The sequence below is a fragment of the Fictibacillus arsenicus genome (assembly GCF_001642935.1).
GTDB classification, from domain to species: Bacteria; Bacillota; Bacilli; order Bacillales; family Fictibacillaceae; genus Fictibacillus; species Fictibacillus arsenicus_B.
Genome location: NZ_CP016761.1, coordinates 3,109,716 through 3,133,365, shown reverse-complemented (window position 1 = coordinate 3,133,365; position 23,650 = coordinate 3,109,716). Strand labels below are relative to the sequence as shown.

The window sequence follows — 23,650 nt, the reverse complement described above, 5'->3', positions numbered from 1 at the left end:
TTGACTTCGTTGAAGTTGACTGGAGCGCAAGGTGCGAGACTCTAGCAGGATCAGGGTGACAGGTGAGACTCCTATCGGCGCAAAGCGCAGAGGAGGATCACCGCACGCCCCGCGGAAAGCGAGCATCCTGGAGCGGAATTCAACCACTTTCAAATACTACAAAGTTTCCGAAAGCAGCCTTTCTTTTAAAAAAATTAAGAATATAACTGACCTCCTCATGGAAAAATAACGAAAACAGAGGAGGTTTATGTATGAAAAAGTTAGTCGCGCTCTTCGCGGCGTTCACGATTGTACTTGCCGGCTGCGGCGGCGGCTCTAATGAAATGAAAGAGAGTGAAGCCGCACCGAAGAATATGAGCAATGAAACAAGAGAAAGTCCTCGGCTTGAACAAATTAATTCACCAAAAAAGACACAGCAGGATACATCTAAAGCTGAGATCAAACACGGAAAAACAAAGATTGAAACACTTGGTTTTTTAGAGCCGCTTGAAGCGAAGCAATCGGTTAAAGATGTTAAAGAAGCAGAAAACTACCTTACTTATATCGCTTTCTTCAGTTACCAAGTCAATAAAAATGGTACCTTAAAGCCGATCAAAGACTGGGCTGCACTTAAAGAAATCAAAAAGACACGTGCGATGCCTATGATGGTCTTAACGAACTTCGCAGAAGGCAACTTTTCTCCAGAGATCGCACATAACATTTTTACTAATAAACAAGCTTCTAAAACACTTATTGGCAGTGTGATCAGCACGATGAAACAAAAAGGCTATAAAGCGCTGAATATCGATTTTGAACATATTAAAGAAAAAGACCGTGAGCTATATAACGGATTTTTAGAAACGATTATTCCTCAAGTACAAAAAGAGGGATTCAAGGTTTCTACAGCACTTGCTCCAAAAACAAGTGATGAACAAAAAGGACCTTGGCATGGTGCACATGATTACAAGCGCCATGGAGAACTGGCTGATTTTGTTGTCCTCATGACTTACGAGTGGGGCTGGTCTGGCGGACCTCCAATGGCTGTAGCACCTGTTCCGCAAGTAAAGAAAGTTGTTGATTATGCGGTGTCTGTTATACCGCCTGAAAAAATCATTATGGGCGCACCGCTTTATGGCTATGACTGGACACTTCCATATAAAAAAGGAAATAAATTTGCGAAGCGCATTGCTCCTGCTGAAGCTCATGACTTAGCTTTAAAAGAAGGGGCTTCTGTAAAATATGATAACGAAGCACAAGCTCCGTTTTTTAACTATAAAGACGATAAAGGAAAAGAACATGTTGTCTGGTTTGAAAATGAGCAAAGTGCCGAGGCGAAAAATAAGCTTGTAAAACAATATAAGCTTAGAGGACTAGCGTATTGGGTGCTTGGGGAACCATTCCCTGAAAACTGGACCCTATTACGTGATGAATTCCAGATTGCAAAAAAATAATAAACTATAAAGAGGCCGACTAATGGATTTTAGTCGGCCTCTTTGTTATGTTCAGGTAATTTTAGATAGGGAATCCAAAAGTTTTAGCTTTGATTCCACAAATTTTGGTGCTGAATCCAAAAATATCTGTCTTAAATCAACGAGTTTTTCCCATCAATCCACAAATTGTTATATATATGTGACACAACATCAATTTATGAATCCCCTTATCTTTTCTGAGTATCAATCATCCTGTTCTGTTCATTCGGAATTCGTTTCGTATGATCATACTTCGCTTGTTCTTTTTCTTGTTTCTTTTTTTCCTGTTCTTTGAAATTTTCTTTCAACGTTTCATTCTTTTCTTCTGTCACTTTTATCCCTCCTAAAGGATTTGATATAGTCCTTTACCACGCTGTTGTGAAACAAAACGCGATTAGAAGGAAAAGTAACGTAAGTCCTATAAGGCAGCTGCCGATAAAGACTTATTTACCACTGCACCTTTTCTGTCAGGGAAAACCGTTTCGAAAAGATAATCAGGATACATATATGAAAGCTGTTCTGTTATAGAAGCTGCTTTTTGATGAGGTGTAAAAAACACGATCGCAGGACCAGACCCGCTGATCGCTGCACCATATGCTCCAAGTGATACTGCTTTTTCTTTTAGTTCACAATAAAAAGGAATGTTTTTCGTCCGGAATGGTTCATGGAACAGATCGCGATTCATCATATCTGCAGCTTTTTTCCAGTCATTCTTAATTAAAGCAGCAACGAGAACATTGCTGATTGCGCTTGCTTCAACCGCTTTATTAAAAGGAAGAAGATTCGGCAATGACTTTCGTGAATCTTTCGTATGCAGAACGTCATCAGGTATCGCGACAATCATTTCAACAGCAACGTCAGGAACATGGACCGTTTCGACACTTTTTCCATTATAAAAGCTGATTGTCAGCCCGCCATAAATAGCGGGTATCACGTTATCAGGATGTTTCTCTATAGAGCTCGCTAACAGTGCTTTTTCTTTTTTTGATAGCTGCAGATTTAAAAGGGTATTAGCCAGCTCAATTCCAGCAACGATTGCGGATGCAGAACTTCCCATGCCCTTTGAAAGCGGAAATCCGCTCTCAACCTCCAGTTTGCATGGAGGCAGGTCTTTATGAAAATGTTTAGCTGTAAACTGAGCAGCTTGGATGATTAAATTCTTTTCTTCACCATTTAAAGATTGCAGTTCTTCGCCATAAAAAACCGTTTTCCATTCTGATGCTTGCTGAACATGAACAGATAAATAACGATTAAGTGCGAGCCCGACAGAGTCAAAGCCTGGACCAAGGTTGGCAGTGCTGGCGGGTACATGAATGGAAAAAGCATCAAGCTTCATTTAAACAACACATCCTTTCAGCTGCTGACGTAATTGATTAAGATCATTGGGAATTACAACAGGTTCTTGCGCAACAGTTTTTAATGCAATATCAGGATCTTTCAATCCATTGCCAGTTAAAACGGCAACAATAGAAGCTCCTTTTGGCAAGAGTCCTTGCTTATGCTGTTTATATAATCCTGCGATTGTACTGCAGGAAGCTGGTTCTGCAAATACACCTTCTTTTGAAGCGAGCATCTGATAAGCTTCTAAAATTTCTTCATCTGTTACACTGTCGATTATACCGCCTGACTCATCTAGAGCTGCAGTCGCCAGCTGCCAGCTTGCAGGGTTGCCGATTCGGATAGCTGTTGCAATCGTATCTGGATTCTTTACGGCGCTGCCATTTACAATGGGCGCGGCCCCTGCAGCTTGAAAGCCATGTATTCTTGGCAGACCTGACGCCTTTACCGAATCGTATTCTTTAAACCCTTTCCAATATGCACTTATATTGCCTGCGTTTCCGACAGGGATCGCGAGAATGTCTGGCGCTTTTTCGAGAGAATCAACAAGTTCAAAGGCTGCTGTTTTTTGACCTTCTAATCTGAATGGATTTACAGAATTAACAAGTGTATAGCCTTCTTCTTCGCTCATTTGTTTAACCATTTCAAGCGCTTCATCAAAATTACCTTGGATGGCAAAAATTTCAGCTCCGTACATTTTGGCTTGTGCGAGCTTCCCTTGGGCGATTTTTCCGTCTGGAATCACGACGATACAACGCAAACCTGCACGGGCTCCGTATGCTGCAGCAGCTGCTGAAGTGTTGCCTGTAGATGCGCAGATAATCGCTTTGCTGCCAGCTTCTTTCGCTTTGGCAACAGCAAGCACCATACCCCGGTCTTTAAAGGAACCTGTTGGATTGGCGCCTTCATATTTCGCGTACAAATTGATGCCCCATTCCTTTGAGAGATGATCTAACGGAATAAGAGGTGTATGACCTTCATTTAAAGAAAGCAAGGGGGTGTCGTCATTTACAGGCAAGTACTCTTTATATTGATGAAGCAATCCATTCCAATGCATGTTAAGCTCCCTCCACTCTGTAGTGACTTTTAATTTCCTGAACAACATCTGAATCACGCAGCAAATTGTACACCCGGTTGTCTTGCTGCTTGTTCGTGCCATGAGTGACGATTACTACTTCCGCAACACCTTTTTCATCAACAGGACTTTGGATTAACTTTTCCAAAGAGATCTCATGAAGTGCGAAGAGGGAAGTGATTGCCGAGAATGCGCCTGCTTCATCTTTAATATGCAGTCTATAAAAGAATTTTCCATCGATTTCTTCAGGCTGCTTTAATTGTTTATCAAATTGCGGGGCAACAGCGCTTTTTCCGTTTACACCTAAACGCATATTTTTGACTACAGCAACTAGATCTGAAACGACGGATGTTGCTGTTGGAAGCTGGCCGGCACCAGGTCCAAAAAACATAGTTTCCCCGACAGATTCTCCATACACATAAACGGCATTATACTCATTCTGCACACTTGCTAAAGGATGAGAATCCGGCAGCAGCGTAGGTTCTACACTAATCTCCACTTTTCCGTTATCTTTCTTTGCGTTGCCAATGAGTTTAAGCGTATAGCCAAATTGTCTCGCATATTCGAGATCCTCTTGTGTCACTCTCGAAATACCAGTTACGTTTACATCATCAAGATGGATATGCATTGAAAACCCGAGCGTTGAAAGAATAGCCATTTTTCTCGCCGCATCAATCCCTTCAACATCTGAAGTAGGATCGGCTTCTGCATAACCGAGTGATTGTGCTTCTTTTAGAACTTCTTCATAATTCCGCTGCTGTTTATCCATTTTTGTGAGAATATAATTCGTTGTACCGTTCACGATCCCCATCATTTTTGTAATACGGTCAGATGCAAGTCCGTCGACGAGTGATCGGATAATAGGGATTCCCCCTGCAACACTTGCTTCATAGAAAAGGTCGCATCCGTTTTGCTGAGCAACTTGCAGTAGTTCAGCTCCATGAAGTGCCATGAGATCTTTATTTGCTGTGATCACGTGTTTTTTGTTTTGCAGTGCAAGCGTGATATATTCGCGGGCAAGCTCGATGCCTCCCATTACTTCTATGACTACATGAATATCGGGGTTTTCTAGTACTTCCTCTGGCTGCTGTGTCAGCCAGTCTTTTTTTATTGCTACTAGTCGCTCTTTTTCGATGTTTTGAACTAAGATTTTTTCAATATAAACCGGACAGCCAACACGATGCTGAAGCCCTTCACGATTACCTTCAATCATTCTAACGACACCGCTACCAACTGTACCTAATCCTAAAAGTCCTACAGAAACATGATTTACCATTTCATCCACCCCTTATGTTTTTCTGAGAAATACACTTGTATGTTTGATAGGGACATTTTACATGGTGTTGAGGCAGGTTACAACAGATATTTTTGTAAAGATTAAGACAGCGCTTACATGATTTGTAGAATGTGCTGGAAAACCTGAGAATATAGAGGGATTCTATAGAAGAATTTGTCGAACTCGGATATGATAGATACAGGAAATGAGAGAAGGGGATAGTTTTTATGGTTTACCATTTAGAGGATACCATTACGGATACACTTAATTGTTTAGAAGAGAATATTTTTATTATAGATTTAGACTATAAGATTTCTTGGATGAATGAATCTGGAAAAGAACTTATTGAATCCATGAAATCTTATTTTAGATTAGATAAAGCGGAAGATCTTATCGGCACTCCGATTGCCCGTTTTCATAAAAATCCTTCTTATAAAGAAGAAATGCTTCAAAAAGGTGATTTTCCAATCGACATGCAGCTTGTCTTATTTAATAAATTTGTTGCAAGACTGGTTGTAAAGGAACTGATTGTCAAACAAGAAAAACTCGGGTTTATCCTGACTTGGAGGGATATTACCGAGCTTGAAAAAGATAAGGAAAAAACAAAAGCGCTAATCAATGAATTATCTACTCCAATATTGCCGACAATAGCGGAAAATACACTCCTCGTACCGCTTATCGGTGAGATGACATTTGAAAGAATGGAAAACCTGACGAGCAAATTATTAAACGAATGTTTAAATTATCATGCCGAATATGTCATCATAGATTTTTCAGGAATTACGACGGTAGAAGATCCTGACTTAGGCCAGGAAATTCAGAAGCTGACAACTACGGTTGAATTAATGGGAGCTGAAGTCCTTTATTGCGGATTTAAGCAAGACATGGTTAAGAACATGGTTGCTCTTGGTATTGATACAGATCAAAAATCCTTTGTGTCATTCCGTAATGCGATAAGATATGTTGTTTCTAAATTAGGAATTCCATCATGAACATGAAAAAGCAGCCGTTAATCAGGACGGCTGCTTTGTTTTGTTTATATTTTTGATGGCTTCTTTATAAGAAAGCGGACTTAATTCCTCCGAATGTACGAACTCCCACACCCAGTCCTCGTTAACTTTTGCGTATTCACGCAATGCCCAGCCGATGCCTTTACGAATAAAGAAGTCTTGTTCATATTTCGTCTCTTTAATAATATGTGCCATAAGCTCTTTATCAGTCTTTTCCTTATACCCCAATTGAAACAGGATAGCTGACCTCATCAGCCAAATATTTTTCGTTGCGATCCATCGCTCTGTTACAGGAACGATTTCTTCAGGAAACTTTTTAAAATAATAACCCGCAATGTTTTTAGCTATGTGATCGATGGTATCCCACCAGCTTTTATTTACAATGATATATTCAATCCATTCAATGTCGCTCTTCGTCATATGCTTTTTTAGCTTGTCAGCAATCGTTAGCCCCGCATATTGCATTTCACGTTCAGGTTTAGCCCACGCTTCATTTAAAAATGAAGACAGTTCTTCAGGATGAGGAAGTCCTTTTTCTTTAATAAAAGCTTTAAAGCTTTCTTTCAGAACTGGTGAACGCATGCCAAAGAATTCAAACTGATCCCTCATGTATTTTTTCATAGGAATAGCATCCTCTTTGTTCTCATGTTTTTTCAAATGTATCCACAAATCTTCTGTATACATATATCCCATCCTCTCATTAACAAAAGTATACAAAAAATTCTTAACAAACTGAAACTTTTTATTTAGTTATCCGTAAATTTACATATAAAACCAATATTGGAATTTATATTACTGTCGACAAAATCTTACATTTTTTTCTTGTTCTTTTTGATATGGTTAAAGAAATTCGACATGGGGGGCTTGTTATTTAAAAATAATCGTTCAATAAAGGGATAGGGAGAGATGGCCATGGAACTGTTCGGGTATCCGTTATCAACTATATACTTAGGAAGTTTCATCGTTTTTGGATGTATCACGTTCGTTTATATTCTTTTTGGTGACATGCTTGATGCAGCAATGGAATTCTTGCATCCTGCACTTATTCTTTCTTTCTTTACAATCGGCAGCGCTTCTGGTTACCTGCTGGAGGTTATGACCGGAATCAATAGCTGGTTCATCCTTGTGTTCAGCTGTCTGCTTTCCATTTTACTCGTAACCCTTTTAAATGTATTTGTTTTAACACCTATTCGATCGGCAGAAGAATCATTGGCTTATCGGGATGAGGATTTAAAAGGAAGAGTAGGTACAGTCATTACATCTGTTCCGGCTGATGGTTTTGGAGAGATATTAATAGAAGGAATAAGCGGAAGAATCTCAAAGACCGCTGTAAGCATGGATAACAAACCGATTCAGCAAGGTGAGAAGATTTTAATTATCGATATTCAAAAAGGTGTCGTATCGGTTATGCGTTATGAGCAAGTAGAACAAACATATTTTCATTAATCTGGAGGGGATTTCATGAGTTTTTCGCCATTATTTATTGTAATTGGGATTGCCGTATTTCTAGTAGCTGCTCTTATTAGTGTTTTTATTACAAAGTACCGTACAGCAAGTCCTGATGAAGCATTGATCGTAACAGGAAGCTTCTTGGGAAGCAAAAACGTGAATATCGATGAGTCAGGCAACAGAATCAAAATTGTACGCGGAGGCGGTACGTTCGTTCTGCCGGTGTTCCAGCAAGCAAAACCTCTTAGTTTATTAACGAGCAAACTGGATGTTCAAACGCCAGAAGTGTATACAGAACAAGGTGTTCCCGTTATGGCTGACGGAACGGCAATCATCAAAGTCGGAAGCTCAATCGGTGAAATCGCAACAGCTGCGGAACAGTTTTTAGGAAAGTTAAAAGAAGATCGAGAAAACGAAGCACGTGAAGTGTTAGAAGGACATTTGCGTTCGATTCTAGGTTCCATGACTGTTGAAGAAATCTATAAAAACCGTGAGAAGTTTTCTCAAGAAGTTCAGCGTGTTGCTTCACAGGATCTAGCAAAAATGGGATTAATCATCGTTTCATTTACTATTAAGGACCTGCGTGACAAAAACGGTTATCTTGATGCACTCGGTAAGCCGCGTATTGCACAAATCAAGCGTGATGCTGATATGGCAATGGCAGAGGCTGAAAAAGAAACGCGCATCAAACGCGCAGAAGCAGATAAAGAAGCTAAACAATCCGAGTTAGGACGCGCGACAGAAGTAGCGGAAGCTGAAAAGATGAATCAGTTGAAGGTAGCCGAATACCGTCGCGAACAAGATGTTGCAAAAGCACGTGCTGACCAGGCGTATCATTTAGAAGAAGCAATCGCTAAACAACAAGTTACAGAAGAGCAGATGCAGATTAAGATCATCGAGCGTCAAAAGCAGATCGAGCTTGAAGAAAAAGAAATTCTGCGTCGTGAAAAACAATATGATTCAGAAGTGAAGAAGAAAGCCGATGCAGACAGATATGCAGTTGAGCAATCGGCGGAAGCGGATAAACGCAAGCAGGTTGCAGAAGCTGATGCGCATAAGTACCGTGTAGAAGCAATGGCAAAAGCAGAAGCGGAAAAAGTTCGACTCGACGGTCTTTCAAGAGCAGAAGCAGAACGTGCTAAAGGGGAATCTGAAGCTGAAGTTATCCGTCTAAAGGGTCTTGCAGAAGCGGAAGCGAAGCAAAAGATCGCAGAAGCGTTCGAGCTATACGGCCAGGCGGCAATGATGGATATGATGATCAAGATGCTTCCGGAATATGCGAAACAGGTTGCAGCACCACTATCTAATATCGATAAGATCACTGTCGTAGATACAGGCGGCGGTGAAAACGGCGGAGCCAACCGCATTACGGGATATGCAACAAACTTGATGTCCACATTGCAAGAATCCTTGAAAGCTTCCTCTGGGATCGATGTAAAAGAAATGCTGGAAAACTTCTCAGGTAAAGGAAACGTTCGTCAAAGTATTGACGACCTTCGCATCGAATTTGCTAAAAAAGAACCAAACGCTGCAGGAACGAAAGAAAAAGCAGAAGTAACATCTTCTAAAGGAGAATAAATAGAAGAAAAGCTTACTCTAGCGGGCTGGAAATGCCCGTCGCGAGTAAGCTTTTTTCTAAATATGAAGATTTATGCTCGATAGCGGGGATTTATGCTCGTTCAGCGGAGTTTATGATTGCTGAACGAGCGGTTCCTAAGATTTACGAGCGGTTCAGCTGATCCTTAACCGCTTGCAATTTACCTTCCATCGTTGATTTTTTATCGCGGCGGTCATCGATGCGAATATTTGTAGCAACCCGCTGAATGCCATTTGCAAATGGAACTTCGTGAAGCTGCTGGATCACGTCAAAAAGATCGGAAAGCTCACCTTCGATCAATGTGCTCATCGGTGTGAGCTGATATTTTACTTTACCTTCATTTCGTTGAAGTACCTTTTGTATTTCTGCTACATAGGAACTTACACTTGGGGTTTCAGTACCGATTGGAATGATTGTAATATCTGCGATAGGCATTTTCTCAACTCCTGTTCTTTTTTCATATTGTAGCAAATGTGAGGAAAAGAACAAAAAATGAAAGAGGGAAAACAATGAAAATAGTTAAGGCGAAAAACACAGATTTAGAAAATATCGTTTTATTAGATAAAGAAATGATAGGAACAGACCGAAGAAAAGTAGAAATAGAAGAAGCCATCGGCCAGAGTAGATGTTTGTTAGTCTTCGAAGAATCAGAGCTGGCTGGTTTTCTAATCTACCATACATCCTTTTTCGAATGCTGTTTTATTTCATTGATCATGATTAAGCCTTCTTTCCAAAGAAGGGGAATCGCGAGTTCACTGCTGTCACATATGGCTGATATTTCATCGACAGAAAAGCTTTTCTCATCTACTAATCAATCAAATGATGCTATGCATAAGGTATTTGAAGCTAACGGCTTTACTAAAAGCGGTTTTATAGACAATCTGGATGAAGGTGATCCAGAGATTATTTATTTTATAGGAAAGAGGGGAGAAGGTTAAATGGCACAATTACAAAAAATAGATGAAGCAATAGATGAACTTTTCCGATACAGAGAAATAGGTGCAGACCCGGCGTTCAGCCGTTTTATTCCAATGGTCTATGATCCTATTAAATTCAATTGGCGTGAAGTATTCGAAGCGCAGTTCAATCAATTGTTTAATGGACTTATGTTAAAAGGTGAAGAGGAAGTCGGACGCATATTCTTAGCTGTATTCCCAACAGAAGAAGTACTTGCGCATTTTATTGAGCACAGCAACCCGGGAGACCTTCTATTTATGCATCATCCGCTCGTGATGGAATGCGGCGATCCAAGAGGCGCTTGGGGGAAGGGTTTTATTCCGATCAATCCGGACCTTATCTCACAAATAAAAGAAAAACGATTATCTGTGTTTACTCTTCACGTTCCCCTAGATTACTCGAGAACGATCAGTACAAGTGACGCGATGGCAGAAGCATATGGTGCCAAAGTTGTGGCTGAGTTTTTTAAAGATGAAAAAGGAGCTTGCGGAGTAATTTGTGAAATCCCAGCTGCAAATACTGAGGATCTCATTGAAAAATCAAAAAGCATCTTCCAAATCCCATACGCAGATGTAGAGGGACAATCTCATTCTTCTATAACGAAAGTTGCAATTGCTGCAGGCTGCGGAGACAAAGTTTATGCGATGCAAGAAGCAGAAAAACTCGGAGCCCAGGCGTACATAACGGGTGAAATACATTGCCATATTGATAATGTTTACGGCAAGAAAAAATTTGATGAAATGAAAAAATACTGTAAAACAACGACTATGAGTCTAATCGGTGTTTCACATGCCGCATCAGAATATTTAGTTCATGCCACACAACTGAAACCATGGTTTGAGGAACAATTTAAGTTGCCAGTTACATTGATTCCTCAAGACGAGTGGTGGGTTTAGAAATGAAAATTCGTCATGCTGAAGTAAAAGATGCCTCACAAATAGCAAAAGTTCAGGTGCGAAGCTGGCAGGCATCCTATAAGGGATTAGTAGATTCTAATTATCTGTCAGAAATGTCAATCGACGTAAGGAATCTTAGATGGAAGGAATGGCTTTCACAAGGTCCGTCTCATACTGTTTTTGTTTTGGAGGATGGTCAAAAAGGAATTTGCGGTTTTATATCAGGAGGCCGTATTCGTTCTGATCATCCTTATGATAGTGAAATTTATGCTTTCTATCTGCAAAAAGAAGTTCAGCGAAAAGGTTATGGAACTAAATTGATAAAAAAATTCAGTCATCAGCTTGTAAAACAAGGGAAAAAAAGTATGATCGTGTGGGTTTTAAAAGATAATTCTGCAAAAAAAGCATATATTTCACTTGGCGGGAAAAAGATAGATGAAGAGTTGATTACAATTGGGAACCAGCAACTATATGAGGAATGTTATGCGTGGCGAGATATGTCGTTAATTTTAGAATAGTGTCCATCTCGTCCAAATTTGCATATGTTAAGATAGACACATTTTCTTAACAATTTTTGTTTTCCTCTTTCCAAATACCCCATATTATCGTTACAATGGTAGAAGGTGTAAAAAAAGAAGTTGGTGACGTCATGGAATTTGACTTAATAAATATTATTTATCAATATAGCTATTTCGGTATTTTTCTATTATTAGCTCTTGGCATTATTGGATTACCGATCCCGGATGAGATTCTTTTAGCTACGGTCGGTTATTTTATATTTGCTGGCGACTTGCCTATGGTACCCGCTGTATTAAGTGCATTTTTGGGAGCGCTAACAGGAATTACGGGAAGCTATTATTTTGGAACGGTATGCGGAAAGCCATTATTGTATAAATTAGGTCCTAAAATTGGGATCTCCGATGAAAAAATAAATAAAACACAGCGTTTCTTTTCGAAATACGGAAAAACAGCTTTGTTCTTTGGGTATTTTGTCCCTGGCGTAAGGCATCTTACTGCCTATTTTGCCGGCATGTATTCTTTAAAATTTAGACAGTTTGCTATCTACGCATACTTTGGTGCTGTTTTTTGGTGTTCATTCTTCATTTTAATCGGTTATCAGCTTGCAGGACGCTGGTACATTGTGATGGATGTTATTCATAAAATCGGTATTTACGCATTCTCTCTGCTTGCACTATGTTTAATTGCTTGGCTGATCTTCAAGCCGAAAAATAAAAGCACATACTCAAATGAATGGTTTAAATAAAATGCGCTCCCTTAATAGGGGCGTTTTTTTATTAAAACTTGTGGCCATGTATATTTTCCCTCATACCTACAAATTTTATAAGATGACAGTCAAAAAATATTAACAAAGGAGTGTCATCTGAATGAAAAAGACAATTTTAGTTACTTCTATGGCAGTTATGCTGTCTTCTTTCCTTGGAGCTTGCGGGATGAATAATAACGATAAAGACATGGGTGAAGAAGCACGCGATAACATGACAGAAGTGAACTACGATAATCGTGCAGACCGAGACATGGACATGGATATGAACATGGGTACGGACAACCAATACGACGAGAATGCTCGTATGGATGTTGCAGACAAAGCTGCAGATAAAGTAACGGATTTAAAAGAAGTTGAGGATGCTACTGTTATCGTAACTGATGATAATGCTTATGTAGCTGCTAAGCTTGAAGGCGGCGAAAGCATGAAGCTTACAAAAGAGACAGAAGAAAAAATCGGGGATGCAGTCCGTAACACAGACCCAGACATCAATGATGTTTTTGTTTCCACAAACCCTGACTTTATTGACAGAATGAATGGCTATGCGGATGAAATCAACCAAGGTAATCCAGTTTCAGGATTCGTTAAAGAATTCAATGAGACAATTCGCCGTATTTTCCCGACTGACCGTTAAAAATGAAGAAAAAGGACTGAGAAATTTCTCAGTCCTTAACTCTTGTTATAATTTGTTAGAAAATTCATTATATCTGAATATTGACTCCAATCGCTAATCGTGTTACAAATACATATGGAATTTAAATTATTTCGACATTTTTCGATAAAAATAGATATTTTTGAATGGTCACAGAGGAGGAACACACAACATGGAGAAACGAACACTCTCAGTGGGATTAATGTTGTTTGCGTTATTTTTTGGAGCAGGGAATTTGATTTTTCCGCCAGCACTGGGGCAGGCAGCAGGAGAAATGGTCTGGCAGTCAATGGCTGGCTTTTTCATAACGGGAGTTGGACTGCCTCTTTTAGGTGTTATAGCACTAGCACGAGCAGGCGGGGGACTGCAAACACTTACTGAGCGCGTTAACCCCTTATTTGGAACAGTTTTTGCAATAATATTATATTTAGCGATTGGTCCGTTCTTTGGTATTCCAAGAACCGGTACAGTAGCATTTGAAATGTCTGCAATGCCTTTCCTTCCAGAAGGAATGAATACAGGATTGCCGATGTTTCTTTTTACAGTTGTATTTTTTGCAATTACGTATTGGCTTGCGTTAAATCCTTCTAAGTTAGTGGATCGGATCGGGAATATTTTAACGCCCTTATTGCTATTCATTATTGGTTCCGTACTTGTAAAAGCGCTAATTACACCTGTAGGAAAACTTGGACAGGCAGCACCAGAATACAAGAGCAGCCCACTAGTTAAAGGATTCATGGATGGATATTTAACGATGGATACGCTTGGTGCTCTAGCATTTGGAATCGTAGTAATCTCTGCCGTAAAAAAACCAGGCATGAAAAAAGAAAATGTAACGAAGATGGTTATAAAAGCTGGTGTCATTGCCGCTGTATGTTTAGCAGGCGTTTATGGTATCCTTGCATATCTTGGCGCAACAAGCCAGACTCTTGGTAAATCGGAGAATGGCGGACAGATCTTAACGAATGTAGTTTTTCAGCTTTTTGGAGAGCCGGGGAACCTCTTACTAGGGTTAGCAGTGGCACTTGCTTGTTTAACAACATCTGTTGGACTTGTAACAGCTACGGGCGAATTTGCTCATAAAATGTTTCCGGAGCTCCCTTATAAACTTGTAATTCTTGTATTAAGCATCTTTAGTGCAGGAGTAGCGAATGTTGGTCTTAGCCAGTTGATCACCATATCTGTTCCAGTCCTAACAGCAATCTATCCTGTAGCTATTGTGCTTATTATCCTATCGTTCTTCCATGACACATTCTCAGGGCGCCAGGAAGTGTATCTTGGTTCAATCATTGCAACGGCATTCGTTTCCATTGCTGATGGCTTAAAAGCGTTTGGCATGAACTTAGGGACGATCGATCAAATTTACTCCCATATTCCTTTGTATGCCGATGGAATCGGATGGCTGATACCAGCAATTATAGGAGCTGTTGTTGGTTTTATTATTGCTTTGATCAGAGGAAGAATTATCATATTTTCAACTTAAATAAAAACGATGCAGAAGGAGCGAATCCTTCTTGCATCGTTTTTTTGTTTACACCATAGCCGGCAATTTTTCTTTTAACTTGGCAGCAACATTTTGAGCGATCCATACACCGCATGCACTTGCTTGTGCAAGACCGCGAGTGATTCCTGCTCCGTCTCCGCCGACATATAATCCGCCGATCTCAGATTCAAACTTATCATCAAGCTTAGGACGGGCTGAATAGAATTTGGCTTCTACGCCATAAAAAAGCGTATGTTCCGATGCGATTCCCGGTGTTACTTTGTCTAGAGCTTCGGTCATCTCAATAAGGCTTATCATTGTGTTGTAAGGAAGTACAAGACCAAGGTCTCCCGGCACTGCTTCTTTTAAAGTAGGGCGCAGAAATCCTTCTTTGATCCGTTTCTCAGTTGAACGGCGGCCTTTTAGAATATCCCCATACTTTTGCACAACAAGACCGCCCATTGAAAGCTGGTTGGCTAATTTTGATACCTCATGAGCATATTCTGTCGGCTGGTCAAAAGGCTCAGCAAACTGATGTGATACAAGCAAAGCAAAGTTTGTATTCTCGCTTCCAAGCTTAGGGTCTTTATATGCATGGCCGTTCGCCAGCATGATTCCTGAATGGTTTTCAACCACGACATGACCAGAAGGGTTGGAGCAAAATGTTCGCACTTTTGTTCCTACAGAAGTATTGAAAACGAACTTTCCTTCATATAGGTGCTCATTAATCTCTTCCATCACAAGGTTTGATGTTTCTACACGGACACCAATATCTACTTGGTTTGCGGTCATCTTAATACGGCGCTTCTTTAAAATCTTTGTCAGCCATGAAGATCCGTCACGTCCTGGTACAATTACTGTTTTTTCAGCAGATAGGGAAGTACCGTCCTTTAAAAGAATTCCTTTTGAGATATATCCCATTTCAGTTCGCTCAGTAAGGATATCTTCAACTTCTGCTTTGTATTTCATATCAATTCTCGTTTTTAAATACTCATATATACTTTTTAAAATCTCTAAGTTTTGTTCAGTTCCTAGATGGCGGACTTGTGCACGCAACAGCTTCAAGCCTGCAGCATAGCCGCGTTTTTCAATATCTTTTACTTCTGGTGTAAGAGGATCTGTAATGGAATCCGTTGCACCATGCTCAAGATTAATTTCATCAACATATTTAATAAGTTCCACAACTTTATCTTCTGAAAGATAATCTGTCATCCATCCGCCGAATTCGGAGGTGATGTTGAACTTCCCATCTGAATAAGCACCGGCACCGCCGAAACCATTTGTTATGGAGCAAGCAGGCAGACATCCAGCAAACTCTTTTCTTCCAGCTGCAGGCGGACATTTTTTAATTTTCTTCTCTAAAATAGGGCATGATCTGGCATAAATATCGTGTCCTTTATCAATCAATAAAATCTTTGCCTCTGGCAGTTGTCTTGTTAGTTCATAACTCGTAAATATCCCTGCTGGACCTGCTCCAACAACGATTACATCATAATGGGTATTCATAATATCCCCCTTGAAAAAGTATATGAATTCTTTGAATTGTTTTGTCCCTTGGTAAATATAACAATTATTCGGCTGCATTTCAACTAAAAACCGAACATTTAATAATAAAATTTTAAAATCATTCGTATTTTAAAGTTAGATAACGTCCTTTAGATGGTAGGCTCTCGAGAATCCTCGATTAGATAGCTGAAACTCAAAGATATTACGCTTTTTTTAGTTTGTAAAAATAAAATTGGGACTGCTAAAAGTAAGTTATCCTTACTTTCGGGACAGCCCCATCTCAGTATTTAATCTTGATTATTTTCCATCCATCTGTCATGGACTTGCGCTCTAAAGAGAATTTATAGACCTTATTTTGCTTTCCGTTCTCGTCATACTGTTTTACTTTTGCAGAAATCTCAGTACGCACGATAGGAGGGTATCTTGTACTCTTTTTCTTTATTTCATATTGCATGCTTGTTATCCCTTTAAATAGACCCTTAATTTGAGAGTCGTTTAACAAAGCTGAACTCAAAATAGGCTTTGCGATTTTATAGTCCTGCTGTTTCATGCCTACGAGGAACATAGACACTGCTTGTTTTGCACTCGCTCCTGAGGCATATCGGTTTAGCTGGTCACCAGCTTTTAAGATCATCAGTTGATGTGAGGGATCAATATTCCTGGAACGATGAGTTGAACTTCCTGAAAAATGAATGCAGAAATGCCCAGGAAAGCCGTTTTCTAAAGCGCCGGCTCCATGAGGCATACCATGCATGCTTCCCGCAATCATTCTCCCTTTCACAGGAATTAATACAGCCCTGCGGTTCCAGCTCCATTTTCCGTTATACAGATGCTTTAAAACGGCAGTGTCATCATGTGTTAAAGGCTGAACGTCTGCATGCTGATTTCCGGCTCTTCGCTGTACTCGAAAGTAAAAACCAGTTTCCAGGTCAATTACTTTAAAAGTTGAACCTTTTGGAATTAGTTCGCTTACTTTTTTCCATTGCAAAATCTCACCTTTTTTTACGATCGGAAAATAAGTTAACGGTTCTTTTGCGAGGTAGGGTTCAGGGTATAAAAATAGACTGCTGGTAAGTAATATCCCTATAACAGTTTTCTTCCACATTATTGAATCCTCGATTCCATATTTTCTAATCCTTAATATGGATTGTTTTTTCGTTTTTATCCTTCTATTGGAAAAAGAGATGAATGATTTTAGGATAGCTAATCGTCTATAAAAGAAACAGGGAGGAGGAGTGTAATGAAAATAGCAAAAAAACTGCTATTACAGCTTTTATTAACGTTTTTATCCATTATATTGATAAGCGGATTACCTGAACTAATCATGAATAAAAACGTATCAGCCTATTTTGGAAAAGTTAAGGCTGTATTCATAGAAATGCTGTACTTAAATGAAATGACCTATTTAAATCAAGGCATTAAACGTCCATTTTTAGAAGATATCTGGGAACCTTACTTTTATTCACTTACCATTCTTTTTGGTGCACTATTCATTGCATTATGCTTCGCTCAAGTTCTAACATGGGGCACTTTAATGCTGCCAAACTTCATAAGAAAAATTATAAAAAATATCCTTACCTTTTTAGAATCCTTGCCTGATCTGCTTGTTTTTGCACTTGTACAAATGGGCATCGTTCTGATCTATAAAAAGACTGGAGTTTTAGTATCAAATGTAGCTTCATTAGGTGCAGAAGACAGAATTTATATCGTCCCTATAACCTGTCTCATGTTATTGCCGTTTGTATACTTTTATAAAATGATGATTCTGATGACCGAAGAGGAAATGGGAAAACAGTATGTTGAAACGAGTTTAGCGAAAGGGATGAAAAGGCTGTATGTCCTCGTTTTCCATGTAACGAGAAACACGAGCGAGGGAATATTCCATTTTTCTAAATCAGTGCTCTGGTTTATGATTTCAAATCTGCTGCTGGTAGAAATCATCTTCAATATTCATGGCATAACCCACTATATGTATCATGATTTTAGACCGGAAATGCTTGCTGCCTGTTTGATACTCTTAGTCATTCCCTTTTTCCTTATCTTCGCACTTTTTGAGTGGACCATTATGAGATATTCGAAAAGGAGTGAAGCTTTATAATTAAAAGTTATAAATTTTGGTTCGGATTTTCTATTATCGCAGGCCTAATAGGATCAAGTCTTATTTTCGCTTTCTTCTTCGACAGTACGATCCGGCAAGTGCAGATTCTTTATGACGGCGAAATGAATATGATTGGTGCTGCACCATTTAATCCTTCACTTATCTTTCCAATGGGCACAGATGCTCTAGGCTATGATACAGCGATGAAAGTGCTGCAGGGAGCAAAGTTTACTCTGATCAGTGTGATTGCAATCGGTGTGCTGCGGATATTTGTTGCCTTCTTATTTGCCATCCCGCTGGCAATGTATACACCAGATCGTTTAAGAAAAAGTTTAAAACAGCTGTTGAGCTCGTTTTATTTTGTACCGTTAACAATCGTAGCTGTTTTCATCCTTACTCCTGTTCTTTGGGAGCAATTAAGGATGCCAGGCTGGGAAGAATATTTTATTTATCCTTATAAAGCAAGGATCGGGATCGAGATCCTTGTGTTGACATTGCTTGTTGTCCCGCTGCTCGGATCATTAATTGCAAATATGATTGTTTCTTCCTTAAATGAAGATTTTATCGAAGGGGCTAAAGTGCTCGGAGCAAGTAAATGGAGAGTATTTTCTAAACATGTTATGCCGCATGTAATGCCGAAACTGGTAATCGTATTCTGTCAGCAATGTGTTCAAGTGTTAGTTATTTTTATTCATCTTGGTTATTTTAAACTGTTTTTTGGAGGAACTGATGTTGATTACAACCCTTATGTAGCTGATCCTCCATTATCAACAACAAACGAATGGTCTGGGTTAATTGGTGATTATTATAATCTGATCCATGCGAACCCAGCCATCGCACTAGGACCTATAATCATGTTTGGGATATGCATTTATGCCTTTCAATTGATAGCAGAAGGATTTCAGAAGCATCTCGATACAAGAAATGTTAAGGGAATGAAAAGAAGCAAGATTAAACAAAATGATTTTTCGGAGCCATCCCGTATAAATTGGAAATTTGAATTCCTCTATAAAAGAGGTGATTATATTGATAAAAAACTTTAAATTCTGGACTGGATTTTTTATCATTTTTGGATTGATTGCTTCAAGTATTATATTTTCGGTATTTTTTGATAGCCATGTAAGGCAGGTTCAGGTTCTATATGACGAAAACATGACGCCTATTGAAGCAGCTCCGTTCGAACCTTCATTCATGTTTCCTTTAGGTACGGATCCTCTTGGCTATGATACGGCAGGTAAGGTATTGCAAGGAGCTAAATTTACTTTAATTAGTGTAATCGTCATTGGAATCCTTAGGGTTATTTTTAGTTTTGCAGTAGCAATACCGCTAGCTTTTTATATGCCTGAAAAAATTAGAAAAGGCTTGGATCAGCTGCTGAGTTCGTTTTATTTTATTCCACTCACAATCATAGCCATTTTTATCTTAAGCCCGATTCTAAAAGAACAGATAAAAATACCGGAGATGGAAGAGTATTTTATTTATTCTTTTGCTGAGCGAATTGGACTTGAAATCATTATTTTAACGCTGTTAGTCGTGCCGTTGCTTGGTTCTATGATCGGAAACATGATGGCTTCCACTTTAAAAGAAGATTTTATTGAGGGAGCGAACGTCTTAGGCGCAAGCAGGATGAGAATCTTTAAAAAACACGTTATGCCTCACTTATTGCCAAAGCTTATTATCGTATGGTGCCAGCAATGTGTTCAAGTACTGATCATCTTCACACACCTAGGTTATTTTAAACTCTTCTTTGGAGGAACAGATATTGATTTCAATCCGTTTTGGAGAGATCCGCCTAAATCATTATCCAACGAATGGTCAGGTCTGGTTGGGAACTATTACACCTATATACAAGGTAATCCTGCGATCGCTTTAGGTCCAATCATCATGTTTGGGATCGCCATCTATGCGTTTCAGCTTATGGCAGAAGGCTTTCAAAGGCATCTGGAAACAAGGAAGGTTAAAGGTTTTAAACAGGCGAAGAGGACTAAGCGACAAGAAGATGCAGTTGAGGCAAGTGGAAAATTTCAATTTCTTCAAAATAGAGGGGCATAAAAAACACCAACTTTCTTCCCTTGCCATAGTATGTAATATCCTGTGCAGACAGGGGGGAGAGAATTGATATTTGTTAATGGCTATTCAGTAGATACTGCTCAAATCTCTGGTTTTAACCAGCTTACTGCTACCCAGAAACAGATTGGCCAAAAGCTTAAAAATTCTGGAGAATCGTTTTATTACAGAAGTCCTCACCAATTCCTGTTTGAAGTGATTATGCGTTCGAATATCGTTGCTGCCGCTTATGCCATGCGTGACAGCGGTGCAGGGTTTTCCACTTTTGTTAATGCGCGCTGTAATCCTCAATATTGGAGGCGTACAGCCTATGGCGGATTTTTACTTCGGCAGGATGTCAATCCGTCTGATGCCATAACGGATATTTTCATTAATGGAAAAAGGTATGGCTTCGAATGTACAACTGCTATCATGATTATGCTATATAAGGCAGTACTTGAGACAATTGGCAGGAAAATGTTTAATCAATTGTTTAATGGATTGCTTCTGTATAGTACAGAACATGATGCAGATCTGCAGATTATTGCCGTGCCATCCGGAGCTTCAATGCCAGGTGATGTAAGGTACATTAAGAACCCTGAACATCATCCAAATACGCCGCAATGGCAAGGTGAAAACGTGATTGACCTTGGGAACGGCCAAGTGTTCGGACATGGAATCGGAACTGGTACAATCGGTGAGATTATTGATGTACTTAACAAAAAAAGAATGCCTGGTGCAACAATACCGGCATTCCTCACAGCTGAAATTATCCGGCCGAATTACCGGCTCATGTCAGAATACACACGCCATCCGGTCCGCCGTCTACTTGGGGGAGTCATATGAAAAAGACGCAGAGAGTCAAAGATCTCTGCGTCTTTTTATGTTCTTTTATTGAATATATGGTCTTGGGTCAACAGCGTTTGATTTTGAACCATTCCAAGGTCCTTTATGGAGCTCAAAGTGCAGATGTTGACCGCGTGAAGCCCCTGTGTTTCCTTGATAGCCTAGGAACGTACCTTGAGAAACAGATTGTCCTGATCTTACAGCTGGAGTTGATCTCATATGCGCGTAAATCGTTGTATATAATTGACCATTAATATAATGATTAATATAAACTACATTTCCGTAACTGCTGGAATAATAAGCTTTTGATACAGTTCCCGATGCTGCTGCTACAATCGGTACAGTGCTTCCGCGTTTTGCAATATCCATTCCATAATGCATACCAGAGCTTCTGTAACCGAAGTTAGACGTGATTATCCCTTGTGTTGGGAAAATGAAGTCACGGTATACAGGAGCAGGATTTGGTGTTGGTGCAGGCGGTGGTGACACTGGTCTTGAACTAGAGTTTGAAGAGTTTTTCGCTCTTGCTGCTGCTTCCGCTTTTGCTTTAGCTGCCGCTGCTTCTGCCGCTGCTCTAGCTGCTGCTTCTCTCTTTTTGCGCTCTTCTTCTTCTTTTTTCGCACGTGCAATTTCTGCTTTGATAGCCGCTTCTTGAGCTGAAAGAAGTTCATTCTTTTCTTTAAGCTCCATCATATCCTCATGAATATGATTTTCCTCAACTCGCAGCTGGGCAAGCAGTTTGTTTTGTTGTTTTTTCTGGTCAGACAGTTTTTGATTTAAGTTTTCTAATTCATTTAATTCGCTATTAAGAGAGGAAAGTTCACTTTCAACTTTTCCTTTTTTCTCTTCCACTGCTGCTTTATCTTGTTTATGTTCTTCGAGGATTGCTTTATCTTGTTCAGCAATTACATTCAGTGCGAAGACACGGTCAAGAAAATCACCAAAATCTTTTGCCCCTAAAATAACATCCAGGTAATTTACAGCGCCGCCGCTTTCATACATGGAGCTTACACGTTCTTTTAAAAGCTCATCGCGTTCTTTAATTCTTTTCTCAAGAACGTCAATTTCTTTCTTTAGCTTTTCAATAGAAGCTTTTGTTTCTTTGATTGAATCTTTTTTATTACTAATCTCTTTAATTGTTTTATCTATAGAACTCTTTAAATCTTCTATTTGAGTGACGATTTCATCTTGCTCTGCATGATTATCATGTAATTCGTTTTCTTTTTTGTGTTGTTCAGAACGGTTTTGTTCTTTCTTTTCCTTTATAGAAGACAGGGTTTCTGCCGATACGGTATATGTACTAAAAGCTAGACTGAGAGACAATGTAGCCATAACAAGCTTGCGTTTCAAAATGGGTACTCCTCCTTGTAAGTGCAAATGTTGCCAATTTCTTTACAAAAGTGATTATAACATTGTTCGGGGGTCAATTATCGCGAAATAATATTACATTTATATTTCAAAATGTTACACAATGAAACATAATTCGACTCGTCTGTGTAATGATTTGTATTTTAATGGGATTTAAATGGTATATTTAGATTGATAGATTAATTGAAAAAGTAGGTATAACTATGGAAGTTACATTACAAAAAAGTCAGCCCATAAATAAGTTTCACCGTGAATCTATTTATCCGCTGTTTGAACAGGTATTTGGAATACCTGCTCATATGCTGCAAGACTATTATGACAGGGGTTTTTGGAACCCGCGTTATTGTCCCTATACACTTTTTAAGGAAAATCGTGCAATAGCAAATGTTTCAGTTATTCCGATGAGCTGGATGATCGGTGGAGAGGCTGTTTCAGCAGCAGGAATACAATCTGTTATGACCTTGCCTTCTGAAAGAGGAAAAGGGTATATGAAGAAATTGATGAATCTAGTATTAGAAGATCTTACTAACCATAACTCTTTTATATTTTTGCAGACAGAAACCCCAGCTCTTTATGAAAAGTATGGATTTGAAAAAGTCGAGGAACATATATTTGTTACTGAAGCGTTTCAAAATACAAGTATAAGAAACAGCTCACTTAAGAAATTAGATTTTTTAAAAAGAAGAGATGCTGAAATCATACAGTCTTGTTTTGCCCGCCAGCATCCCAACTCCAATGTTTTTACACCTTTAGACTATGAACAATCGTTTTACCTGAATTTATACAACCCATTTTTTTCTGAGAAACTGTTTTATAGTGAATCTTTGGATTTGCTGCTAGTTTACGAGATAAAGGATCAAATATTGAAGCTTTACGACGTAATCGCAAAAAGTTCTGCAGGTATTGCTGACATTTGCGGCGCCATTCCCGAGGTTTTCAAGAGTGTAGAAATCCATTTTACGCCTGACAAATTGATACAAACAAAGAACCTTCAAACCAAAAAGAAGGAAGGAACTCTGATGGTTAAAGGTAAGCTGCCGATTTATGATCAGCCAATCGCATTCCCTATTACTGCATCTTTTTGAAAGTTTGTTTTAGTAAACTCTGATGCTAGAAGCAGTTGATTTCCGCTCCAGGATGCTCGCTTTCCACGGGGCGTGCGGTGAGCCTCCCTACCGCTTCGCGCTGGCGGGGTCTCACCTGTCCCGCTGATCCCGTAGGAGTCTCGCACCTTGCGCTCCAATCAACTTGTCAACAAAGCGGATGAAATAATAAACCATGAGCAACAATCTTTTGAAAAGATAATAAATAATGAATAAA

24 protein-coding genes are annotated in these 23,650 nt (G+C 39.3%); 15 read left to right on the top strand and 9 right to left on the bottom strand.

What is annotated here, in order from left to right:
- Positions 1 to 251 precede the first annotated feature (251 nt).
- Positions 252 to 1,430, top strand: a complete 1,179-nt coding sequence (locus ABE41_RS16035; protein WP_066292464.1) for a glycosyl hydrolase family 18 protein — start codon at positions 252 to 254, stop codon at positions 1,428 to 1,430.
- A 206-nt stretch (positions 1,431 to 1,636) separates the two neighbouring features.
- Here ABE41_RS16035 and ABE41_RS21115 read toward each other — a convergent pair whose 3' ends face one another.
- From ABE41_RS21115 to ABE41_RS16020, 4 genes are all read right to left on the bottom strand, one after another.
- Complete coding sequence (locus ABE41_RS21115) at positions 1,637 to 1,780, bottom strand: hypothetical protein (protein ID WP_156774291.1); 144 nt, start codon at positions 1,778 to 1,780, stop codon at positions 1,637 to 1,639.
- An 86-nt stretch (positions 1,781 to 1,866) separates the two neighbouring features.
- Positions 1,867 to 2,784: a homoserine kinase gene (gene thrB, locus ABE41_RS16030; protein WP_066292462.1), complete on the bottom strand. Its 918-nt coding sequence runs from the start codon at positions 2,782 to 2,784 to the stop codon at positions 1,867 to 1,869.
- On the bottom strand, positions 2,785 to 3,843 hold the full coding sequence (gene thrC, locus ABE41_RS16025; protein ID WP_066292460.1) for a threonine synthase: 1,059 nt from the start codon (positions 3,841 to 3,843) through the stop codon (positions 2,785 to 2,787).
- 1 nt (position 3,844) lies between these two features.
- Positions 3,845 to 5,137, bottom strand: coding sequence for a homoserine dehydrogenase (locus tag ABE41_RS16020; protein WP_066292457.1), 1,293 nt, complete (start codon positions 5,135 to 5,137; stop codon positions 3,845 to 3,847).
- Between the two features lie 227 nt (positions 5,138 to 5,364).
- Between ABE41_RS16020 and ABE41_RS16015 the strand changes: the two genes are divergently transcribed.
- Positions 5,365 to 6,129 (top strand): STAS domain-containing protein, encoded by a 765-nt coding sequence (locus ABE41_RS16015; protein ID WP_066292454.1) that lies wholly within the window; start codon positions 5,365 to 5,367, stop codon positions 6,127 to 6,129.
- Positions 6,130 to 6,150: 21 nt separating this feature from the next.
- Here ABE41_RS16015 and ABE41_RS16010 read toward each other — a convergent pair whose 3' ends face one another.
- Entirely contained in the window at positions 6,151 to 6,831 is a 681-nt protein-coding gene (locus tag ABE41_RS16010) for a DNA alkylation repair protein (protein WP_301336191.1), read from the bottom strand.
- 228 nt (positions 6,832 to 7,059) lie between these two features.
- Here ABE41_RS16010 and ABE41_RS16005 point away from each other — a divergent pair, with 228 nt between their 5' ends.
- The gene (locus ABE41_RS16005) at positions 7,060 to 7,593 is read left to right on the top strand and encodes an NfeD family protein (protein ID WP_066292449.1); all 534 of its coding nucleotides are present in this window, start codon (positions 7,060 to 7,062) and stop codon (positions 7,591 to 7,593) included.
- Between the two features lie 15 nt (positions 7,594 to 7,608).
- On the top strand, positions 7,609 to 9,174 hold the full coding sequence (locus tag ABE41_RS16000; protein WP_066292448.1) for a flotillin lipid rafts scaffold protein FloT: 1,566 nt from the start codon (positions 7,609 to 7,611) through the stop codon (positions 9,172 to 9,174).
- A gap of 142 nt (positions 9,175 to 9,316) precedes the next feature.
- Here ABE41_RS16000 and ABE41_RS15995 read toward each other — a convergent pair whose 3' ends face one another.
- On the bottom strand, positions 9,317 to 9,628 hold the full coding sequence (locus ABE41_RS15995; RefSeq protein WP_066292446.1) for an MTH1187 family thiamine-binding protein: 312 nt from the start codon (positions 9,626 to 9,628) through the stop codon (positions 9,317 to 9,319).
- A 74-nt stretch (positions 9,629 to 9,702) separates the two neighbouring features.
- Here ABE41_RS15995 and ABE41_RS15990 point away from each other — a divergent pair, with 74 nt between their 5' ends.
- From ABE41_RS15990 to brnQ, 6 genes are all read left to right on the top strand, one after another.
- Positions 9,703 to 10,131, top strand: a complete 429-nt coding sequence (locus tag ABE41_RS15990) for a GNAT family N-acetyltransferase (RefSeq protein ID WP_066292441.1) — start codon at positions 9,703 to 9,705, stop codon at positions 10,129 to 10,131.
- Positions 10,132 to 11,046, top strand: a complete 915-nt coding sequence (locus ABE41_RS15985) for a Nif3-like dinuclear metal center hexameric protein (protein WP_066292437.1) — start codon at positions 10,132 to 10,134, stop codon at positions 11,044 to 11,046.
- A gap of 2 nt (positions 11,047 to 11,048) precedes the next feature.
- The gene (locus ABE41_RS15980) at positions 11,049 to 11,564 is read left to right on the top strand and encodes a GNAT family N-acetyltransferase (protein WP_066292434.1); all 516 of its coding nucleotides are present in this window, start codon (positions 11,049 to 11,051) and stop codon (positions 11,562 to 11,564) included.
- Between the two features lie 131 nt (positions 11,565 to 11,695).
- A complete protein-coding gene (locus ABE41_RS15975; protein WP_066292432.1) occupies positions 11,696 to 12,310 on the top strand; it encodes a DedA family protein in 615 nt (204 codons plus the stop codon).
- A gap of 121 nt (positions 12,311 to 12,431) precedes the next feature.
- Positions 12,432 to 12,965: a YhcN/YlaJ family sporulation lipoprotein gene (locus ABE41_RS15970; RefSeq protein ID WP_066292430.1), complete on the top strand. Its 534-nt coding sequence runs from the start codon at positions 12,432 to 12,434 to the stop codon at positions 12,963 to 12,965.
- Between the two features lie 190 nt (positions 12,966 to 13,155).
- On the top strand, positions 13,156 to 14,466 hold the full coding sequence (gene brnQ, locus ABE41_RS15965) for a branched-chain amino acid transport system II carrier protein (protein ID WP_066292427.1): 1,311 nt from the start codon (positions 13,156 to 13,158) through the stop codon (positions 14,464 to 14,466).
- Between the two features lie 48 nt (positions 14,467 to 14,514).
- Here the strand turns inward: brnQ and ABE41_RS15960 are convergent, their stop codons facing one another.
- Together ABE41_RS15960 and ABE41_RS15955 are read right to left on the bottom strand one after the other, a co-directional pair.
- On the bottom strand, positions 14,515 to 15,972 hold the full coding sequence (locus ABE41_RS15960; RefSeq protein ID WP_066292425.1) for an NAD(P)/FAD-dependent oxidoreductase: 1,458 nt from the start codon (positions 15,970 to 15,972) through the stop codon (positions 14,515 to 14,517).
- Positions 15,973 to 16,252: 280 nt separating this feature from the next.
- Entirely contained in the window at positions 16,253 to 17,077 is an 825-nt protein-coding gene (locus ABE41_RS15955) for a hypothetical protein (protein WP_066292419.1), read from the bottom strand.
- A 135-nt stretch (positions 17,078 to 17,212) separates the two neighbouring features.
- Here ABE41_RS15955 and ABE41_RS15950 point away from each other — a divergent pair, with 135 nt between their 5' ends.
- From ABE41_RS15950 to ABE41_RS15935, 4 genes are all read left to right on the top strand, one after another.
- The gene (locus tag ABE41_RS15950) at positions 17,213 to 18,070 is read left to right on the top strand and encodes an ABC transporter permease subunit (protein ID WP_066292416.1); all 858 of its coding nucleotides are present in this window, start codon (positions 17,213 to 17,215) and stop codon (positions 18,068 to 18,070) included.
- A gap of 122 nt (positions 18,071 to 18,192) precedes the next feature.
- Positions 18,193 to 19,113 (top strand): ABC transporter permease subunit, encoded by a 921-nt coding sequence (locus ABE41_RS15945; RefSeq protein ID WP_083207840.1) that lies wholly within the window; start codon positions 18,193 to 18,195, stop codon positions 19,111 to 19,113.
- Positions 19,097 to 20,122: an ABC transporter permease gene (locus ABE41_RS15940; protein WP_066292412.1), complete on the top strand. Its 1,026-nt coding sequence runs from the start codon at positions 19,097 to 19,099 to the stop codon at positions 20,120 to 20,122. The genes ABE41_RS15945 and ABE41_RS15940 overlap by 17 nt, the downstream gene beginning before the upstream one ends.
- Positions 20,123 to 20,185: 63 nt before the next feature.
- Entirely contained in the window at positions 20,186 to 20,962 is a 777-nt protein-coding gene (locus ABE41_RS15935; protein WP_066292409.1) for a protein-glutamine gamma-glutamyltransferase, read from the top strand.
- Positions 20,963 to 21,007: 45 nt separating this feature from the next.
- Here the strand turns inward: ABE41_RS15935 and ABE41_RS15930 are convergent, their stop codons facing one another.
- On the bottom strand, positions 21,008 to 22,312 hold the full coding sequence (locus ABE41_RS15930) for a murein hydrolase activator EnvC family protein (RefSeq protein WP_066292408.1): 1,305 nt from the start codon (positions 22,310 to 22,312) through the stop codon (positions 21,008 to 21,010).
- Positions 22,313 to 22,533: 221 nt separating this feature from the next.
- Between ABE41_RS15930 and ABE41_RS15925 the strand changes: the two genes are divergently transcribed.
- On the top strand, positions 22,534 to 23,415 hold the full coding sequence (locus ABE41_RS15925) for a GNAT family N-acetyltransferase (protein ID WP_066292406.1): 882 nt from the start codon (positions 22,534 to 22,536) through the stop codon (positions 23,413 to 23,415).
- Positions 23,416 to 23,650: the final 235 nt, after the last annotated feature.

Coding starts and splice junctions, on each gene's coding strand:
- ABE41_RS16035 (WP_066292464.1), top strand. CDS start 252: ATGAAAAAGTTAGTCGCGCTCTTCGCGGCGTTCACGATTGTACTTGCC.
- thrB (WP_066292462.1), bottom strand. CDS start 2,784: ATGAAGCTTGATGCTTTTTCCATTCATGTACCCGCCAGCACTGCCAAC.
- thrC (WP_066292460.1), bottom strand. CDS start 3,843: ATGCATTGGAATGGATTGCTTCATCAATATAAAGAGTACTTGCCTGTA.
- ABE41_RS16020 (WP_066292457.1), bottom strand. CDS start 5,137: ATGGTAAATCATGTTTCTGTAGGACTTTTAGGATTAGGTACAGTTGGT.
- ABE41_RS16015 (WP_066292454.1), top strand. CDS start 5,365: ATGGTTTACCATTTAGAGGATACCATTACGGATACACTTAATTGTTTA.
- ABE41_RS16010 (WP_301336191.1), bottom strand. CDS start 6,831: ATGTATACAGAAGATTTGTGGATACATTTGAAAAAACATGAGAACAAA.
- ABE41_RS16005 (WP_066292449.1), top strand. CDS start 7,060: ATGGAACTGTTCGGGTATCCGTTATCAACTATATACTTAGGAAGTTTC.
- ABE41_RS16000 (WP_066292448.1), top strand. CDS start 7,609: ATGAGTTTTTCGCCATTATTTATTGTAATTGGGATTGCCGTATTTCTA.
- ABE41_RS15995 (WP_066292446.1), bottom strand. CDS start 9,628: ATGCCTATCGCAGATATTACAATCATTCCAATCGGTACTGAAACCCCA.
- ABE41_RS15990 (WP_066292441.1), top strand. CDS start 9,703: ATGAAAATAGTTAAGGCGAAAAACACAGATTTAGAAAATATCGTTTTA.
- ABE41_RS15985 (WP_066292437.1), top strand. CDS start 10,132: ATGGCACAATTACAAAAAATAGATGAAGCAATAGATGAACTTTTCCGA.
- ABE41_RS15980 (WP_066292434.1), top strand. CDS start 11,049: ATGAAAATTCGTCATGCTGAAGTAAAAGATGCCTCACAAATAGCAAAA.
- ABE41_RS15975 (WP_066292432.1), top strand. CDS start 11,696: ATGGAATTTGACTTAATAAATATTATTTATCAATATAGCTATTTCGGT.
- ABE41_RS15970 (WP_066292430.1), top strand. CDS start 12,432: ATGAAAAAGACAATTTTAGTTACTTCTATGGCAGTTATGCTGTCTTCT.
- brnQ (WP_066292427.1), top strand. CDS start 13,156: ATGGAGAAACGAACACTCTCAGTGGGATTAATGTTGTTTGCGTTATTT.
- ABE41_RS15960 (WP_066292425.1), bottom strand. CDS start 15,972: ATGAATACCCATTATGATGTAATCGTTGTTGGAGCAGGTCCAGCAGGG.
- ABE41_RS15955 (WP_066292419.1), bottom strand. CDS start 17,077: ATGTGGAAGAAAACTGTTATAGGGATATTACTTACCAGCAGTCTATTT.
- ABE41_RS15950 (WP_066292416.1), top strand. CDS start 17,213: ATGAAAATAGCAAAAAAACTGCTATTACAGCTTTTATTAACGTTTTTA.
- ABE41_RS15945 (WP_083207840.1), top strand. CDS start 18,193: ATGAATATGATTGGTGCTGCACCATTTAATCCTTCACTTATCTTTCCA.
- ABE41_RS15925 (WP_066292406.1), top strand. CDS start 22,534: ATGGAAGTTACATTACAAAAAAGTCAGCCCATAAATAAGTTTCACCGT.